This is a genomic window from Streptomyces sp. R21, from assembly GCF_041051975.1.
Lineage (GTDB): Bacteria > Actinomycetota > Actinomycetes > Streptomycetales > Streptomycetaceae > Streptomyces.
The window spans coordinates 4,959,102-4,975,863 of sequence record NZ_CP163435.1 but is presented as its reverse complement, the minus strand read 5'-3'; the positions used below and the strand labels follow the sequence as shown (position 1 = coordinate 4,975,863).

The window sequence follows — 16,762 nt, the reverse complement described above, 5'->3', positions numbered from 1 at the left end:
TCGATGGGGAGGGAACCATGCCCGGAACCGTGCTGCTCCTCGCGGCCTCGCCGGTCGGCAAGGGGTGTCTGGTGGACGCGGCCTCCGTGCTCCCCGTCCTCGCGGCGGTCACCCCCGCGGTGCTCTCCGGCACCGACACCGCGAACGTCGTCGAACTCGCCGACCCGCTGGAGCCGCAGGCCGTTCTCACCCGGCTGCGCGCCGCGGCCGCCGCACCCGGCCCGCTCACCGTCTTCCTCGCCGGACAGCTCCAACTCGACCGCCGCCAACGGCTTCCGCACCTCGCGCTGGCCCGCACCACTCCCGCGACCGTCCGCTACACCGGCTTCCCCTGGCACTGGGTCACCGAGGAACTCCGGCTGCGCGCCCCCGGCACCACCAGCCTCTTCGTCGACCTCCACACCGACGCGGAGACCTGGCTGCATCTCGGGGCGCACCCGCTGACCGCCGGGCCTGCGGCCGCGGTCTACGGAAGGGTCGCGCCGCCTCCGCCACGGCGGGCCGTGGCGCAGCCTGCGTACCTGAAGGCCGTCGCGACCATCCTGCGGAGCGGGCACCGGCCGCCGTTGCCGCAGTTGCATCAGCAGGCGCTGTTGCGTATCGCGGATGAGGGGGGTTCTGCGGATCTCGTCCTCTCGCCGGCCGGCGTTGGTGCGGGTGTCCCTGGGGCCCGCGGCGTAGCCGCTGATGGATACAGCGCCCCCAGACCCCCGTATCGGCCTGAACGGCCTCGTCCTGAATCTCCCCCACTCTCGGCTTCGCTCGAGCGGGGGGACCCCCACGACGGGCTGACGGTCGACCCCCACGCTGCTATCAGCGCCGCCGTCCAAGCGGGCCGTCACGCCGAAGCCGCCGCCCTCGCCTCCCACCGGGAGCAGAGCGCGCTGCGGGCGCACGGGCCCGGCTCGGAGCAGGTGCTGCACTGGATGGAGGTGCGGGCGGACCTGGCGATGTTCGCGGGGGACGCGGAGGGGAGTTGCCGGATCTGGCTGGCGGTGGCCGCCGCGCGGCTCGGTGCGGGGCAGGCCGCGCACACGCCCGCCGTGGAGTCGGCGGTCGACCGGGCGCACCACCAGTGGGGGCGCATCGACGACACGGCGCGGGCCCGCGAACTCGGCCCCGCGCTCGCCGACTTGCGCTTGCGCGTCCCGGGGCGTCGGCAGGGAGCGCTGGACCACGTCCAGCACCACCTGGGCCGCCTTCAGGCACAGGCGTGACGTCAGGCGCAGGTCAGTCCTGACGCAGGTTCGCCCCCGCGAACTCCACCATCCCCTCGGCGAAGGGGACTTCGGGCTTCCAGCCCAGTTCGGCCCGCAGCCGTGCCGAGTCCGCCGTGATGTGGCGGACGTCGCCGAGCCGGTACTCGCCCGTCACCACCGGCTCCGGACCGCCGTACGCGGCCGCCAGCGCCCGGGCCATCTCCCCCACGGTGTGCGGGTCCCCGCTGCCGGTGTTGAACGCGTGCAGGGCTCCGCCCGCCAAGTCCCCTTCCAGGGCGAGGACGTTGGCGGCCGCCACATCGCGTACGTGGACGAAGTCCCGGCGCTGCCCGCCGTCCTCGAAGACCGTCGGTGACTCCCCGCGGGCGAGGGAGGAGCGGAAGAAGGAGGCGACGCCCGCGTAGGGGGTGTCGCGGGGCATGCCGGGGCCGTAGACGTTGTGATAGCGCAGGGAGACGGCCGTGCAGCCGGTGCTCCGGGCCCAGGCGGCCGCCAGGTGCTCCTGGGCGAGCTTCGTCGTCGCGTAGACGTTGCGGGGGTCGACCGGGGCGTCCTCGGCGACCAGTCCGGGCCTCAGGTCCGCGCCGCACACCGGGCACCTGGGCTCGAAGCGCCCGGCGTCGAGGTCCGCGACGGCCCGGGGGCCCGGCCGCACCACCCCGTGCCGCTCGCAGGCGTACCGCCCCTCCCCGTACACCACCATCGACCCGGCGAGCACGAGCCGCCGTACCCCCGCCTCGGCCATCGCGGTCAGCAGCACCGCCGTACCGAGGTCATTGCGCGAGACGTACTCGACGGCGTCCGCGAAGCCCTTCCCGAGCCCGACCATCGCCGCCTGATGGCAGACGGCGTCGATACCGGTGAGGGCGCGCGCGAGCTTCACGGGATCCCGTACGTCGCTGCCCTCCCGCAGGTCGTACACCACCGCCTCGTGCCCGCGCGCGGTCAGTGCCGCCACGATCTGAGACCCGATGAACCCGGCTCCGCCGGTGACCAGTACCCGCATGTCCCGAACGCTAGGGGCAGGGCCCCGCCGGACGGCAGCTCAACGCCCCGCATGTCAGCACTTCGTAAGAGGTCAACGAGGTCAAGAGGTCAAGAGCCGAGGCAGGCGAGCGCGCCCGAGACGAGGGTGCGGACGCCCGGGGCGACCGTCGACAGGTCGGGGGCGAAGTGCGGGCTGTGGTTGCTGGGGACGGCGGCGAGGCGGTCCATCAGGTCGGCGCCGGGGGCCGCGTCCCACACGGCGGCGGGGGTGCTGGTCACGAACCAGTAGGAGTACGGGATGCCGCCCTCGGCGAGGTGCGGGAAGTCCTCGCTGCCCATCGCGGGGCCGAAGTCGAGGACGGTGCCCTCGCCGAAGACCTCGCGGTGGACGGCGGCGATGCGGTGGTCGGTCTCGGCGTCGTTGACGGTGGCCGGGAAGACGGCGCCGAGGGTGACGTCGGGCTCGCGCGGGCAGCCGGCCGCCGCGCACTCGCCCGCCGCGATGCGCCGGACCGCCGCGAGCATCCGCTCGCGGACCTCGGCGGACTGCGTACGGAGGTTGAGGGAGAGGCGCGCCTCGGACGGGATGATGTTGTGCCGGGTGCCGGCCTCGATGCGCCCCACGGTCAGCACGGCGGAGTCGCGCGGCGCGATCTCCCGGCCGACCACGGTCTGCAGCCGGGTCACGATGTACGCGGCGGTCACCACCGGGTCGACGGTCGCCTCGGGGCGCGAGCCGTGTCCGCCGCGCCCGTGCACGACGATGTCGACGTCCGTCGAGGCGGACAGGATCAGGCCGGGCGAGTGGGCGTACAGCCCCGCCGGGCCGGGGGCGACGTGCTGGCCGAGCAGGACGTCGGGGCGCGGGAAGCGGACGTACAGTCCGTCGTCGATCATCCCTTTGGCACCCTCGCCGTTCTCCTCGGCGGGCTGCCCGACCACGAGCAGCGTCCCCGACCAGGTGTCCCGGCCCGCCGCGAGTGCCTCGGCCGCACCCGCCAGCCAGGTGACGTGCAGGTCGTGGCCGCAGGCGTGCATGACGCCGGGCACGGTGGAGGCGTACGGCAGCCCGGTGTCCTCGGCGACCGGCAGCGCGTCCATGTCGGCGCGCAGCAGGACGGTGGGCCCGTCGCCGTTGCGCAGCACGCCTACGACGCCGGTGCCGCCGACTCCGTCCGTGGTCTCGTACCCCGCCTTCCGCAGCCGCTCGGCGAGGATCCCGGCGGTCCGGTGCTCGCGCAGCGACAGCTCGGGGTGCCGGTGCAGGTCCCGGTAGAGGTCCTCCAGGGCGGGGACCGGGAGGTCGGCGGTGAGGTCGAGCGCGGTCCGTGCGGCGGGTGAGGTCACGGGGTCAGCCTAGGCGGCACGTGTGCCGCCGGCCCCTTGACGTCACACTCGAACCAGACGGTCTTGCCGCCCTGCCCCGCCTGCCCCGCCTGCGGATGCCACCCCCACCGGTCGGTGACCGCCGCAACGATCAGCAGTCCGCGCCCGCCCTCCGCGAGTTCGTCCACAGCTGTGGACGACGGTGGCTGCGAGCACGTGTCCGTCACCTCCACCCGCACCCCGCCGGGCCGCCGCAGCATCAGCAGCGCGGCCCGCCGGTCCGGCACATGCCGTACGACGTTGGCGATCAGCTCGGTCAGCGCGAGCACCGCCGCGTCGGTCAGCTCGGACATCTCCCAGGCGTGGAGATACGTCCGCAGGATCCGCCGCAGATGCCGCGCCGAATGGTCACCGACGGTGAAGCTGACGCCGTACCTCGCGTCAACCACCGCGTCTGGCTGGTCAGTTACGTGATTCACGTCACCAGAGTGGAGCGACCCGATTACGCTCGGCTACGACCAGGAATCAACGACGCGAGCCGTCTGCTTGGGGGTTGCACATTCATGGTGAACATCCGCGACCTGGATCCCGGCGCGTCCCCACTGGACTACTTCGGTGCGGAACTCCGCCGCCTCAGGGAGGCCGCCGACCTCAACCAGAAGCAGCTGGGCGCGATCGTCTTCTGCACGGGCTCCCTGATCGGACAGATCGAGACGGCGAAGAAGGTCCCGACGAGGGAGTTCACCGAGCGGGTGGACATGGCGCTCGGGACGGAGGGGGCGTTGGGGAGGTTGTTGGGGTTGGTGCTGCGGTCTCAACTCCCGCACTGGTTGCAACCGTTCGCGGAGATGGAGGCAAGCGCGACTTACATCTCCACGTATCAGTGCCAGCTTGTGTACGGGCTCCTCCAGACGCAGGAGTACGCCGAGGCGCTGCTGTGTGTGGACCACCCGGACAAGGTCGAGGAGTTGGTCGCGGCCCGGATGGAGCGGCAGCGAGTTCTCCAGCGCGAGCCTGCGCTGTGGGTAGTGCTGGACGAGTCGGTGTTGCTCCAGGAGGTGGGTGGTCGGGAGGTCATGCGAAAGCAACTGGCTCACCTGTTGTCGTTCCAGCAGAACGCCTGGGTGAACGTCCAGGTTCTGCCGTTCTCGGTGGGGCCGCACACCGGGATGATGGGTTCGTTCACGCTCCTGCGCTTCGATGGCGACCCGGACCTCTTCTACGCGGAGTCATACGACCTCGGTCACATGACCGCCAACCCACAAGTGATCAGGGAGCGTTCAGTCGGATACGCTCGCTTGCAGGCCATGGCCCTCTCCCCGGAGGGCTCGGCCGACCTGATCGCTCGCGTGATGGAGGAACGCTATGGAGACCAGCCAGCAGTTGACGGCCGCGACGTGGCGTAAGTCCAGCTACAGCGGCACCAGCGGCGGCGAGTGCGTCGAAGTCGCCCCCCTGACCCCCCACATCGCCATCCGCGACTCCAAGAACCCCGAAGGGGGCGCGTTCACCGTGACCCCCGCCGCCTTCGCCACCTTCGTCGCCTCGCTGTAGGCCAACGCGCCCCCGAAGGGGCCCACGTGGCCCCTGTCCTGGCCACCTCCGCGGTGAGACACCGGTGGAACGACACCGTGTCACGGAGGTGCGAAGTCATGGGCAAGGAAGGCAAGTCGGAGTACACGGCGCACACGCAGAAGGAGACGCAGAAGGAGACGCGGAAGGAGGCGCAGAAGCGGAAGATCCTCAGCGATCTCCCCACTGCGGGCAAGCCCTACCACGGCCCTGGAGAGGAACTCCTCGCCTCCTTGGAGCCGCACGAGAAGAAGATTCTCAAGAAGGGCCTGACGCCCCCCGAGTACTACACGCCGGAGACGATGCGTTGGGCGCTGGCGGCGGACTCGGATCTGTCCAAGCCGACGGGCGTACCCAAGAAGACTCTGCGGGGCGCCCTCGAAGCCATGGAGATCATCGAGCACGAGGCTTCCATGGCCGCGCAGGAGTTCAAGAAGTGGGTGAAGCAGGGGGAGCCGGAGACGGAGCGGCCCGAGGAGGCCGAGCGGAAGCTGCTCGCGGCGGCGGAGTCCGCCGAGCGGCTGATGACGCCCGGCAAGGAGACGAAGAAGACGGCGCTGCCGGCGGCCGGGGGTGCCGAGCGGACCCTGAGGCTGGCGGAGTCCCTCCCCGTCTACTTCAAGGAACTGAAAGAGGGGCGGACCGCCCGCGTCGGCGACACCGCCTGCCAGGATCTCGTGGTCGGCCTGGGAACGGGGGCGCTCGACGGCGACACCGGCTCCGTCCTCACCGCCGCCTTCGGCCCGTTGATCAACAAGGAGGGCATGGAACCCATCCCGCTCAGCGCGTTCGGCGTGTTCTACGACACGATGAAGAGGGTCTCCGTCTCCTTGGCGCACATCCGCCTGGACAAGGCGGAGAACGAGGTCAGGAAGGCGCTGGACACCTGAGGGGACCGCGGCGCGAGGAAACGTAACAGCACACCCGTTCGAGTGAACGGCTCCGCATTCGGTGCACGGGCTCCCGGTCTACGCTGGGAGGGTCGCGTCGAGCGAAGGAGGTCTGTCATGGCGACGGCGGAGCCGATCATCATGCCTGGATACCAGGGTGAGGCCATTCACGGCCCCTACGACGACCCTGACGGCGATAGCGACACGGACAGCGGCGTGCCCGACTACACGGGCGCGAGCGTGGAGCAGGTCTTCGAGCTCTTCAGTGCGACGGCCCCCAAGGGCTGGCGTGTGGAGTTGATCGAAGGGGAGATCTGCGTGACGCCACCGGCCAACGGGGAGCATGAGGAGATCGTGTCGGAGATCAACCGGCAGGTCACCAAGCGAGGCCCGGACGAGTCCCTGCGCAATTACACCGGAATCGGTCTGACCGTCCCCGGCGCATCCGAGACCGGCCACGTCGTCCCCGACCTGGTTGTCGCGCCCAAGGGCAGCTTCGACGACCAGGAGGAGTGGCACGAGCCTTCGGGTGTCGTACTCGTCGCCGAGGTCACCTCCGCAAGTACGGCCGACCGCGACCGCGACAAGAAGATCCACGGCTACGCCCGCGCCGGTATCCCCGTCTACCTGCTGATCGACCGGGAGGAGGGCGAGGTGACGGTGTACTCCGCCCCGTCGGGCGACGACTACGCCCAGGGGCCGAAGTGCAAGCTGGGCCTGACCGTGCAGTTGCCCGCCCCCCTCGGCTTCGAACTGGACACGGCGGAGTTCTAGAAACCGTGCCCTGGTCGGCGTAAGGACATGATGCTGTCGCAGGAGGAGTGGTCCGGCTCACCTCACCCCGTGCACGGTGGACACCGCCGGGGGAGTCGGGGGCGTGGCCGCTCGCGCCGGGCCCAGGTTCGCTGCCGTGATCAGTGCCGTCACGGCGACGAGCGCCGCGGCGAAGCCTCTGGAGTAGCGCGCGGAGATACGTCGGAGCACGGCAACCTCGCAACAGCGGCGTATTAAGCAGGCTTAACTCGCCGCTTAACGTAGGGGCTCCTGGACACCAAGGGCAAGTGATTCAGGGGAAGTTGAACAATGATCAGGACTTGACCGAGCGTAAGTCGCCTTAATGGCATGCTTACCCGCATGACGGAGCGTGACGGTCCGGAGGTCATCGGGCGCCGGGTTCAGCAGCTGCGCAGCGAACGCGGTCTGACACAGAAGCAGTTGGCGGAACCGGCGTACACGCCGGCGTACATCTCCACGCTGGAGGCGGGCCGGGTGCGGGCCTCCGAGCCCGCGCTGCGGCACATCGCCGAGCGGCTCGGAGTGGCGTACGAGGAGCTGGCCACCGGCCGTCCCGCCCACCTCGCCATCGACCTGCGACTGCGGCTGACCGACGCGCAGCGCACGCTCGCCACCGGGGAGGCCGAGGTGGCGGCGGAGCAGTATGCCGTGCTGCTCGCGGAGGCCGACGAGCACGGGCTGGCCGACGAACAGGCCGCCGCACTGCTGGGCCTCGGGGAATGCGCCCTGGAGACAGGGGACCTGGTGACGGCGAGGCAGCGCTTCGAGGAGTCGGAGCGGCGCCTCGGCGACGCCCCGCTGCCGGTCCGCGTGCCCGCCCTGCGCGGCCGGGCGGTGTCGCACTATCTCGCCGGTGAACTCCGGTATGCCTGCTACCTGTTCGAGTCCACCCTCGACGAACTCAACCGCACCGGCCTGCACGACCCGGACGCCCTGCTGCTCCTCTATACGGGCGTCATCGCGCCGTACATGGACATGGGCGCCCACGCGCGGGCCGCCCAGGCCGCCGAGTTCGCGCTCGCCCTCGCCCCGAAGGCGGGCGACCCCGCGCTGGTGGCCCGGATGCACCGCTCCGTCGCGCGCACGATGATCGCCGAGGGCCGGATCGCCGAGGCCGACAGCTCCCTCGCCAAGGCCGCCGATCTCTACCGCCAGCTCCAGATCCGTACGGAACTCGCCAACTGTCACTGGATGCGCGGCTACCTGTACGCGCAGAACGGCGAGCTGGAGCGCGCCGAAGCCGAGCTGAGGCAGGCGCAGACCATGCTGTCCGCCAAGCGGGCCGCCCTCTACACCAGTCAGGTCGCCGTCGAGCTCGCCGACGTACTGCACCGCCGCGACAAGTCCGACGAGGCCGCCGCCCTCCTGCACGACGTGCTCGGCGACCTCAGCTCCGAGCGCGGCGCCGTCCACTCCGCCGCCGCACACCGGCTGCTCGGCATCATCGCCGAGGACGCCCGGGACACGGAGACCGCCGAGGAGCACTACGTCCGCGCGCTCAGCCTCCTGGAGCGGGCGGGCGCGGCCGGCGATCTCGCCGACCTGTGCCGACTGCTCGGCGACCTGCTCCGCCGCACCGGCCGAGTCGAGGCAGCCCTCGACGCCTACCGCACGGGCCTAGGCCACCGCACCGCCCCGGGCACGACAACCCTGGGCCCGGCCCCCGCACAGCCCCCGCTGTGACGGTTCCGGGATCCCGCACGGGCCGCACTCCAAAGGCGCCCTCGGCCCGGAGAGGGCCTGGCCGCCCGTCCCGGGCGTCACCGTCGGTGCGGACGGTACAGGGGCCGGAGAACCCGTACGAGGGACGCTGAGAGCCCCGTCGGCTCCCGTCCCACCAAGGTCTCACCGAGGTTTCACGGAGACGGGAGCAGCGACACGCCAGAGGCTCAGAGGTTGTGCATCCGGGTGTAGGGGCTCACAACGCGGGCCTGGTGGGAGCCGAAGTCGACGAGCATGGCGATGCCCTCCTCGACGCCGACGATCGTGCCCAGGCCGAACTGGTCGTGGGAGACGCGGTCCCCCAGGCTGAAGTGCTTTGCCTCCGGGGCGGTGGGGGCAGCGAAGGGGCTGGTGGGCAGGTGGCGCCGGGGCGCGGTTGGCTTCGTCATCGTGTTGCCAGTATGGGTCCTATTCGGCCGTGCGGAAGGGCTGGATGTCCTTCTTCACTTCGCCGGGCCGGCCCGACCGGTCGGCGGACTCCCCGGTGATCTTGGGCCAGAGGCCGGTGATGATGCCGGTGGCAAGGGTTTCCGTGGTGCTCGGGAGCTGCGCAGGAGTGGCCGGATGGTTTCCTTTGGCCGGGTGTTCCGCGAAGAGGGCGACCGTGACGGAGAGTCGCCGGTCGTACGTGGTCTGCCACCGGGTGCGGGTTCCGGCGCTGCCGGTGTACATCGCCAGGGGGCCGGGCGCCGAGTGCAGCAGCTTGGTGATCACGCCCGCCTCGGGCCGGGGCATCGCGGCGCGGGTGTGCGGGCGTGCCGTGTAGAGGGTGTGGCCCGCCCTGGAGATCTTTTCGATCGTGTACGGCTCCGCGTAGGTGCCGTCGGCCGCCGCCGTCGCGTACGCCGAGGCCAGCCGCAGCGGAGTCGGCGCCGCGGTGCGCGGGAGGTCCGTCAGGGGCGCGCCCAGCGGGGCGAAGGTGAAGGGCGTGAGCGCTGTGCCCGCCTCCACCGCGCCGTGCAGGGCGTCGTTGAACGGGTGCTGCGCGTAGTCCGCCCCGCCGTACAGGACGCGGACCGCGCCGTCGCCGGGGACCAGCGCCACGACCGCCGTGTGGATCCGGGTGTTCGCGTCCGCGGATCCCTTCACCCTGCGCAGGCCGTTCTCCTCCCCTTCCGCCGTCGCGTCCTGCGCCGTCAGGTCGAACGTCGTGCGCACCGTGTAGCCGCCCCGCGCGAGTTCGTCCTGGGTGATGCCCAGACGGTCGGCCGCCTCCGTCGTGGCCGCGTCGATCAGGTACTGGCGCTGGCCGTCCGTGTCCCCCGGCGGGTAGAAGCGGAACGCGGGGAAGCGCGCCGCGCTCCGCTCGGCGGGGGTGATCGCCCCGCCGTCCGCCATCGCGTCCAGCACCCACTCCCAGCGGCGCACCAGCGTGGCCGTCACCTCCGGGTCCGAGCCCGCCTTCTCGTAGTACGAGGGGATGTTGATGATGCCCGCCAACGCCGCGCCCTGACTGATCGTCAAGTCCCGTGCGTCCACGCCGAAGTAGTTGCGGGCCGCGGCCTGGATGCCCGCCGCGCCCCGGCCGAAGTACACCGTGTTGAGGTACCCCTCCAGGATCTCGTCCTTCGAACGGGTGCGGTCCAGCTTGATCGAGATCAGGGCCTCCCGCGCCTTGCGGGTCAGCGACTGCTCGGGGGTCAGCAGCGCGTTCTTCACGTACTGCTGCGTGATCGTGGAACCGCCCTGCCGCTCGCCCCCGGTCACCGTGGACAGCGCCGCCCGAGCGATCGAGGTCGGCGCGATCCCCGTGTCCGTACGGAAGGAACGATTCTCCGCGGCGATCACCGCCTCCTGTACCGCCCGCGGCACCTGCTTCAGCGGCACCTCCTGCCGGTCCACCGGGCCGCGCCGCCCCAGGTAGTCGCCGTGCGTGTCGACGAACACGGTGCTCTGCATCGCCGTCTCGGGGTGCGGCTCGGGGATGTCCGTCATGACGTACGCCACGACCGCCGCACCGCACAGCAGCAGCACCAGGGCGAGGAGCACGGCCAGTGCGCGGCGCAGCCGGCGGACGCGCGAACGGCGGGCGCGGGTGCGCCGGGCGGCCAGGCGCGCGCGAAGGCGCTGCCGGAACCTTGTGCCGAGGCCCCTCATGAGCGGAAGTCCTGACTCGCGACCACCCCGCCCGCGGAGTCGTACACCGTGACTCTCTCGGTGAAGTCGGGCATCGCGTCGACCGATGACGTCGGGGTCGGCATGGCGCCCTGCTTCACCATCGCGTAGTAGACGCCCCACTTGTGCCCGCCCGCGAGTCTGAGCACCGTGCCGTCGACGTCGCCCGCCGCCGTCTTGATCCGCACCCGGGCCGCGTCGGCGCTGCCGCCGTAGTAGATGCCGGAGAGGAAGTACGTGCCGCCCTGCCCCGACTCCTGGAGGCTGATCCCCGGCTGGGACATGTCGAGGTTGCCGTCGGTGACGCTCCTGAACTGCGGCCCGGGCACGTCCGGTTCGGTCCAGTGCTTGCCGTCCTCCGTGAGCCAGATCTTCGTGCCGGGCGCGACCTGGACCCGTTCCCCGGGCGTCACCACCCGTACCTTCCCGGCGCCCACCGAGGGGCTGGGCGAGGCGTCGCCGGTCTCGGCCGGCGACGCGGTGACGCGGGTCCCGCTCTCCCCGGCGCCGCCCCCGTCGCCGTCCCCGCCACGGAGGCCGACCACGGCCAGCGGCACCAGCAGCACCCCGCACGCGCTGCCCAGCACGGTGGCCCTGCGACGGCTTCTGCGGCGCCGCCCCTCGCGCTCGATGGCGGCCAGCGGAACCGCGGACGGTGTGACGTCGTACGCGGCCTCGGCGAACACCTCGCGCACCACTACGGCTTCGGGTCCGGCCGTGTCCGCGGGGTGCGAGGGATGACGGCGGTGCTTCATGGGCGGGCTCCGGAGACGGGGTGGCGGCGGGCGAACACGGGGTGGGAGCGCAGGGCTTCGAGACCGCGACGGGCATGGGTCTTGACCGTGCCGACCGAGCAGCCGAGCAGCTCGGCGATCTCGGCCTCGTTGAGGTCCTCCCAGTAACGCAGCACCATCACGGCACGCTGTCGCGCCGAGAGCGTGGCCAGCGCCTGCCCGAGAGCCGCCCGCTGCGCGACGGCCTCCGCGTGCCCGGGCTCGCTCTGGTGCACCCGCTCGGGCAGGAACGGCATGAGCAGCTGGGCGACCCGTCTTCTGCGCACCCGGCTGAGGTTGTTGTTGACCAGCGAGCGGCGTACGTAGAAGTCGACGTCGTCGCGCGGAATGCGCCGCCAGCGCGCGTACACCTTGGCCAGCGTGGTCTGGACGAGATCCTCGGCCTCGTGGAAGTCGCCGGTGAGCATGTGCGCGGTGCGGACCAGCCGGGGCCAGGCCACGGTGGCGTACTCGGCGAAGTCGGCGCTCCCGGCGGAGGCTTCGGGTATCTCGTGCTGCACGGCCGGTGGTCCCTCGGGGTCGGGTACGTGGGGGGAGGCGAGGGGGACAGCGGGGGACTCGGCGCCGACGCGCGGCCCCAAGTCCCCCGCACACACGCCTAGTTCAGCTGGGCGTAGACCTTGCCCCTGGTGTCGTACACGGTGACGGCGCCGATGAAGTCGCCGTCGTCGTCACCCGCCGGGGCGGTGGTGGTGGCGTACCAGACGCCCCAGCCGGGCTTGCCCGCGAGCGTGAGCAGCTTGCCGTGCACCGTCCCGGCCTTGGTCTCGATCTCGACGCGGGACGCGGTGCCCTTGCCGCCGTAGTACAGCCCGGAGAGGGTGTAGTGGCCGCCCATGCTCTCCGTCTGCATGGACACCCCGGGCGTGCTCAGGTCGATGTTGCCGTCGACGACACTGCGGAACTGCGGCTCCGGATCGTCGGGCGAGGTCCAGTGCTTGCCCTCCTCGGTGAGCCACAGCTCGAAGCCGGGGGCCGCGACCACGTGCTCGCCGGGCGCGACGACACGAGCCTTCGGGGCCTTTCTGACCACCGGCTCGGCGGCCACCGCGGCCTTCGCGGCCGCCTTGTAGTTCGCGGCAGCCTGGTAGGAGGTGCCGTGCGCCGCCTTCCCCTGTGAGACGGCGTACGACACCGAGGGCACCCCGGCCAGGGCGGCGGCGACCGCCACGGCAGCCACGTACTTCTGCATCCGTGTCATGAACGGACAACTCCTTGCGATGAACGGACCGTTGACGATCCGGGTGAGCGATACGGGACGGAGGGCGCCTCTCCACCCCTCCAAACTCCCGAGGGGGCGTGCCCGGATGACACCGGTGCGGTCTTTTTCGATTTCTCCGGGTTCTCTGGGTTCCCGGGTTCTCCGGGCTCACTTCAGCGCGCTGCCCGCCCGCCACGCGTCCCAGCCGAGGTTCCAGTCGCCGTAGCCGTTGCCGACGGCGACGGTGTCCTTCGAGCCGGTGACCGTGACGACGTCGCCGGGGATGACCTCGTCGTAGAACCGCTTGGCCGTGCCGTCCGTGGCGAGCCCGACGCAGCCGTGCGTGACGTTCTGGTGGCCGCCGTAGGTGTCGGCCTTCGGGTTCTGGTGGAGGTAGGTGCCCGAGGTGGTGAGGTGGACGGCGTAGTAGTAATAGCCCGCGTACGCGTCGCCGTAGCCGACCGTCCTCGAGTTCATGAAGACCTTGGTCGCCTTGTCGGAGACGACCATCGTGCCGTTCCAGGTGTCCATGCCGGGGGCGCCCGCGGTGATCGGGACGCTGCGCGTGTGCCCGTCCTTGACGACCTTCATGGTGTGGGTGCGCACGTCGACGGTGGCGACGAGGGAGCGCCCGACGGTGACGTGCCGGGAGATCCCCGCGCCCGCCCGCACGGTGATCTTCGTACCAGGGGCCCAGTAGTCCTTCGGCCGGAAGTCGACGCGCTGCCCGTCGAGCAGATTGCGGTCCCTGATCCAGCTCCAGGAGCCCTCGACTCCCCCGGCGGCGACCTTCAACTGCCTTTCCGTGTCCGCCCGTTCGGCGGTCGGGACCGGCTTGTCGAAGGTCACGGATATCGGCATGCCGACGCCCACGGTCTGCCCGTCGGACACGTTGACGTGCGCGCCTTCGAGGGTCTTGAGGGGCGTGACCGAGGGCTTGGGCTTGGGCTTGGACTTGGCCTTCGGGGTCCGCGCCGCGGAGGTCTCGCCCTTGGAGCCGGTGTCGCTCCCGGCCACCGCCTGCGCCGAGCAGCCCGCGAGCGCGAGCGCGCACAGGGCCGCCGCACCCCAGGCGCGGGCGAGCCGCCCGCGCCGGGCTCTCCCGCCCCCGTCGGCTCTTGTCGTCTCCGTGCTCCCCGCGGTCCCCGTGATCATGCCGTCCCCCTGCTGTGTGCTTCGATATGCGGCGTACGGCACCTGTACGCACGGCGGAGACACCTGGGTTGCACGGGAACCGGGAAAACTCGGATGACGTCCGACAGGGCATGACCGAGGAAGACGCGGGGGCATGACCGAGGAAGAGTTCGACGCGTTCTACGCCACCGCCTTCTCCCGGCTGACCGGCCAGCTGTACGCCTTCACCGGGGATCACGGCGAGGCGCAGGACGTCGTCCAGGAGGCGTTCGTCCGCGCCTGGGACCGACGGCGGGAGTTCCTGGCCGACGGGGCCCCCGAGGCGTGGATCCGCACGGTCGCGATGCGGCTCGCGGTGAGCCGCTGGCGCCGCGCCCGCCGCTGGCTGGAGCTGGTCCGCCGTACGCCCCCGCCGGAGCACACTCCCGGCCCGGACCCCGAACGCACCGCCCTGGTCGCCGCGTTGCGCACACTGCCCGAACCCCAGCGGATGGCCGTGGTGCTGCACCATCTGTGCGACCTGAGTGTCGAGCAGGTAGCCTCCGAAACGGGTGCCCCGATCGGGACGGTCAAGGCCCGTCTGTCCCGCGGCCGGGCCGCGCTGGCGCGGGAACTGTCCGCGGACGAAGGGGAGAGGGAGGGCGACCGTGTCCGATGAACTCACCTCTCAGCTGAAGGAGTTGGCCCAGGAGGGCGAGACGCCCCCGCCGGTGCCGGGCGCGCAGATCCGCCTTCGGGCGGTACGCCGCAGGCGCCGCCGCCGTACGGCCGCAGCCGTCGCCGGAGCCTGCGCCGCGACGGCCCTCGCCCTCGTCCTCGCCCTGAACCTCGGCGGCGGCAACGGCGACGGCCCGCACCAGCGCACGCCCCCGGCCACGCGCCCCACCGCCACGCCCACCACCCCGGCGGCACCCGACGCGACGGTCGACCTGTCCCGGCGCGTGCTGACCGCCGCGGGCCGCACCCTGCCCATCTCCTCGGGCACCGAGCAGTTGCCCACGCCCACCGGCCGGATGAAGGTCACCGCCAAGGAGGCCGCCAAGGTGGTGCCGGCCTCCAACGTCGGCATCCAGGACGACGCCTACACCGTGAAGCTCCCCTGGGTCCTAGAGCTCGTCGCCACCGACCGCTCCGCGACGACCTTCATCGGTGCCCTCACCTACGACGAGAAGGCCCCGGGCGCCTACGACCGCACCGACGGATGGATCGGCCTGCGCCCGAAGGACGCGAAGTGGCTGTACGGGCAGCTGCGGCTCGGCGCGGTCATCGACATCGAGGGGGCCACGCCGACGGCGACGCCCAGCAGCGAGATCAGTGCGCAGGTCTCGGCCGGTACGACCGGGGGCTAGCCGGGGCCACCCCTAGGATCAATGACCATGGAAATAATGGGTCTGCTCCTCGTCGCGCTGGTCATGCTGCTGGGCATCGGGAGCATCGAAAGCAGAATCAAGCGGACCGACCTCAGGGTCGCCCGCGTCGAGCAGAAGCTCGACCTGGTCCTCGACCACCTCGGCCTGCGCGAGGCCGAGCCGCGGATGGACGAGATCGACGCCCTGCTGCGGGACGGCAAGAAGATCCAGGCCATCAAGGCCTACCGCGAGATCACCGGCGCCGGGCTCAAGGAGGCCAAGGACGCGGTCGAGCGGATGGGCTAGGGCGGCGGGGGCCAGGTCCCCTTCCTCGTGCTCAGCCCCCTTCTCCGTTCTCCGTGCTCAGCCCTCTTCGTCGTAGTCGCCCTGGTCGTCGGCGGGCGGCTGCGCGGGCTCGGCGGGCGGCTGAACCGGCTGCACCGGCGGCTGGGTGGGCTGCTGTGCGGGTGCCCGGCCCGCGATCGCGTCCTGGAGACGCGGGGTGCCGAGCTGGACGGCCCGCTGGGTGGTCCCGTCCTCCACGCCCGCGAGACCGCCGTTGGTGACGAGGACGGCATGGTCGCCGACCCGTACGGCGGCGACGTCCAGGGTCAACGCCGGTGCCTCGCTGTCGGCCTCCGCGCCCGCCATCGTCACCCGCAGGCCCTCGCGTGCGTCGCCCACGCCGGGCAGCGCCACCGGAGCGACCTGGACCGTCTGCCGGCCGCCCCGCACATCGGTCGCCGTGAACCGCGCGCACTTGGCGGGCAGCGACCTCAGCCACGCCAGCTTCGCGTCCACGTCGGCCTTGCCGTACGCGGCCACCTGGTAGTGCAGCTGGCCCTGGTTGTCGGCGTCGTCGAAGCCGGCGGCCGCCCGGACCCCCTTCGGTTCGCCGAGCAGCTCCTCCGTGTAGACGCCGTCGAGCAGCCGCCCGCAGTCCGCGTCCTTGCCCGCCGCGTCCGTCGTGCTCTTGAGCAGACCGTCCCGCCAGGTCGCCCCGCCCTGCGTCGCCGACCACGCCTCGCCGAGATCCCCGCCGGTGATCAGTGCGGCCCGCGCCTGGGCGTCCGTGAGGGTGGGAGAGGCCGACGCGGAGGCGGCGGGGGACTCCTGGGCGGCGGCGGGGGAGGCGGCGGCCGCCCGGTGGCCCGGACCGCCGTCCCCGTCGCCCTCGGCGGCCCGGTCCGCGTCGCCGCGCGAGCACGCGGCCGCCGACAGCAGGACGCCCGCGGTGAGGGCGGAGGCAAGGAGACGGGACGGCCGGGACGACGGACGGTTCATGGCGGGAGCCTCCTGGGGACGGGCCTGCCCGCCGCGCGGGCTGCGTCCTCTCACGGCACCATCGGGTCCGGTCCCCCACCAGTGCGGCGGTCCGTCCGGGTGAGCGACGTCGACGGCCCCCACCTGCGACGCGACCGCGCACCCTTTCCCCGCCGCCCGTTTTTTATTCCCGGAGAAGAGGTGACATAGTGGGTGGCCATCTGACGGCCCTCCCGTGCTAGGGTCGATATCAGTTGCAGTTGTGGTTCCCAAGGACTTCAAACGGACTTGCCGATCAGTATCGGTTGGTTCGTTTTTGAATTTCCGGATGCTTTTCTCCCGGACGGGGCAATCATCGCGGCGACGCGGGTTCGCACAGTGTGGACCCACGAGC

Annotated in this window: 19 protein-coding genes; 9 read left to right on the top strand and 10 right to left on the bottom strand. The window is 71.7% G+C overall.

Features of this window, described 5'->3' with window-relative positions; translation table 11 throughout:
• Positions 1–17 precede the first annotated feature (17 nt).
• A complete protein-coding gene (locus AB5J56_RS22100) occupies positions 18–1,217 on the top strand; it encodes a hypothetical protein (protein ID WP_369234493.1) in 1,200 nt (399 codons plus the stop codon).
• A gap of 13 nt (positions 1,218–1,230) precedes the next feature.
• Here the strand turns inward: AB5J56_RS22100 and AB5J56_RS22095 are convergent, their stop codons facing one another.
• From AB5J56_RS22095 to AB5J56_RS22085, 3 genes are all read right to left on the bottom strand, one after another.
• On the bottom strand, positions 1,231–2,226 hold the full coding sequence (locus AB5J56_RS22095) for an NAD-dependent epimerase/dehydratase family protein (protein ID WP_369234492.1): 996 nt from the start codon (positions 2,224–2,226) through the stop codon (positions 1,231–1,233).
• Between the two features lie 89 nt (positions 2,227–2,315).
• Complete coding sequence (locus tag AB5J56_RS22090) at positions 2,316–3,554, bottom strand: amidohydrolase (protein ID WP_369234491.1); 1,239 nt, start codon at positions 3,552–3,554, stop codon at positions 2,316–2,318.
• On the bottom strand, positions 3,551–3,982 hold the full coding sequence (locus tag AB5J56_RS22085; protein ID WP_369234490.1) for an ATP-binding protein: 432 nt from the start codon (positions 3,980–3,982) through the stop codon (positions 3,551–3,553). Before AB5J56_RS22085 ends, AB5J56_RS22090 begins: the two co-directional genes overlap by 4 nt.
• A 114-nt stretch (positions 3,983–4,096) precedes the next feature.
• On the opposite strand from AB5J56_RS22085, the gene AB5J56_RS22080 reads away from it, so the two are divergent.
• From AB5J56_RS22080 to AB5J56_RS22060, 5 genes are all read left to right on the top strand, one after another.
• Entirely contained in the window at positions 4,097–4,939 is an 843-nt protein-coding gene (locus AB5J56_RS22080) for a helix-turn-helix domain-containing protein (RefSeq protein WP_369234489.1), read from the top strand.
• Positions 4,899–5,087 carry a DUF397 domain-containing protein gene (locus AB5J56_RS22075; protein WP_369234488.1) on the top strand — a complete coding sequence of 63 codons (189 nt, stop codon included), beginning with the start codon at positions 4,899–4,901 and terminating at the stop codon, positions 5,085–5,087. Before AB5J56_RS22080 ends, AB5J56_RS22075 begins: the two co-directional genes overlap by 41 nt.
• Positions 5,088–5,185: 98 nt before the next feature.
• Positions 5,186–5,995 (top strand): hypothetical protein, encoded by an 810-nt coding sequence (locus tag AB5J56_RS22070; RefSeq protein ID WP_369234487.1) that lies wholly within the window; start codon positions 5,186–5,188, stop codon positions 5,993–5,995.
• 117 nt (positions 5,996–6,112) lie between these two features.
• A complete protein-coding gene (locus tag AB5J56_RS22065) occupies positions 6,113–6,769 on the top strand; it encodes a Uma2 family endonuclease (RefSeq protein WP_369234486.1) in 657 nt (218 codons plus the stop codon).
• Positions 6,770–7,129: 360 nt separating this feature from the next.
• Positions 7,130–8,473, top strand: a complete 1,344-nt coding sequence (locus tag AB5J56_RS22060) for a helix-turn-helix domain-containing protein (protein WP_369234485.1) — start codon at positions 7,130–7,132, stop codon at positions 8,471–8,473.
• A gap of 206 nt (positions 8,474–8,679) precedes the next feature.
• Here the strand turns inward: AB5J56_RS22060 and AB5J56_RS22055 are convergent, their stop codons facing one another.
• From AB5J56_RS22055 to AB5J56_RS22030, 6 genes are all read right to left on the bottom strand, one after another.
• Entirely contained in the window at positions 8,680–8,901 is a 222-nt protein-coding gene (locus AB5J56_RS22055) for a hypothetical protein (protein WP_369234484.1), read from the bottom strand.
• Positions 8,902–8,920: 19 nt separating this feature from the next.
• Complete coding sequence (locus AB5J56_RS22050; protein WP_369234483.1) at positions 8,921–10,609, bottom strand: transglycosylase domain-containing protein; 1,689 nt, start codon at positions 10,607–10,609, stop codon at positions 8,921–8,923.
• A complete protein-coding gene (locus AB5J56_RS22045; protein WP_369234482.1) occupies positions 10,606–11,382 on the bottom strand; it encodes a hypothetical protein in 777 nt (258 codons plus the stop codon). The genes AB5J56_RS22050 and AB5J56_RS22045 overlap by 4 nt, the downstream gene beginning before the upstream one ends.
• Positions 11,379–11,921 carry a SigE family RNA polymerase sigma factor gene (locus AB5J56_RS22040; protein WP_369234481.1) on the bottom strand — a complete coding sequence of 181 codons (543 nt, stop codon included), beginning with the start codon at positions 11,919–11,921 and terminating at the stop codon, positions 11,379–11,381. The genes AB5J56_RS22045 and AB5J56_RS22040 overlap by 4 nt, the downstream gene beginning before the upstream one ends.
• A 98-nt stretch (positions 11,922–12,019) precedes the next feature.
• Positions 12,020–12,622 carry a hypothetical protein gene (locus tag AB5J56_RS22035; RefSeq protein ID WP_369234480.1) on the bottom strand — a complete coding sequence of 201 codons (603 nt, stop codon included), beginning with the start codon at positions 12,620–12,622 and terminating at the stop codon, positions 12,020–12,022.
• A gap of 168 nt (positions 12,623–12,790) precedes the next feature.
• Positions 12,791–13,777: a L,D-transpeptidase gene (locus AB5J56_RS22030; RefSeq protein WP_369234479.1), complete on the bottom strand. Its 987-nt coding sequence runs from the start codon at positions 13,775–13,777 to the stop codon at positions 12,791–12,793.
• A 133-nt stretch (positions 13,778–13,910) separates the two neighbouring features.
• Here AB5J56_RS22030 and AB5J56_RS22025 point away from each other — a divergent pair, with 133 nt between their 5' ends.
• Genes AB5J56_RS22025 through AB5J56_RS22015 form a run of 3 tightly spaced genes read left to right on the top strand, consistent with a single transcriptional unit; the run spans position 13,911 to position 15,411 of the window.
• Complete coding sequence (locus AB5J56_RS22025) at positions 13,911–14,414, top strand: SigE family RNA polymerase sigma factor (protein WP_369234478.1); 504 nt, start codon at positions 13,911–13,913, stop codon at positions 14,412–14,414.
• On the top strand, positions 14,404–15,105 hold the full coding sequence (locus AB5J56_RS22020) for a L,D-transpeptidase (protein ID WP_369234477.1): 702 nt from the start codon (positions 14,404–14,406) through the stop codon (positions 15,103–15,105). Before AB5J56_RS22025 ends, AB5J56_RS22020 begins: the two co-directional genes overlap by 11 nt.
• Positions 15,106–15,132: 27 nt before the next feature.
• A complete protein-coding gene (locus tag AB5J56_RS22015; protein ID WP_369234476.1) occupies positions 15,133–15,411 on the top strand; it encodes a ribosomal protein L7/L12 in 279 nt (92 codons plus the stop codon).
• Between the two features lie 57 nt (positions 15,412–15,468).
• Here AB5J56_RS22015 and AB5J56_RS22010 read toward each other — a convergent pair whose 3' ends face one another.
• A complete protein-coding gene (locus AB5J56_RS22010) occupies positions 15,469–16,389 on the bottom strand; it encodes a hypothetical protein (RefSeq protein ID WP_369234475.1) in 921 nt (306 codons plus the stop codon).
• Between the last annotated feature and the right edge of the window lie 373 nt (positions 16,390–16,762).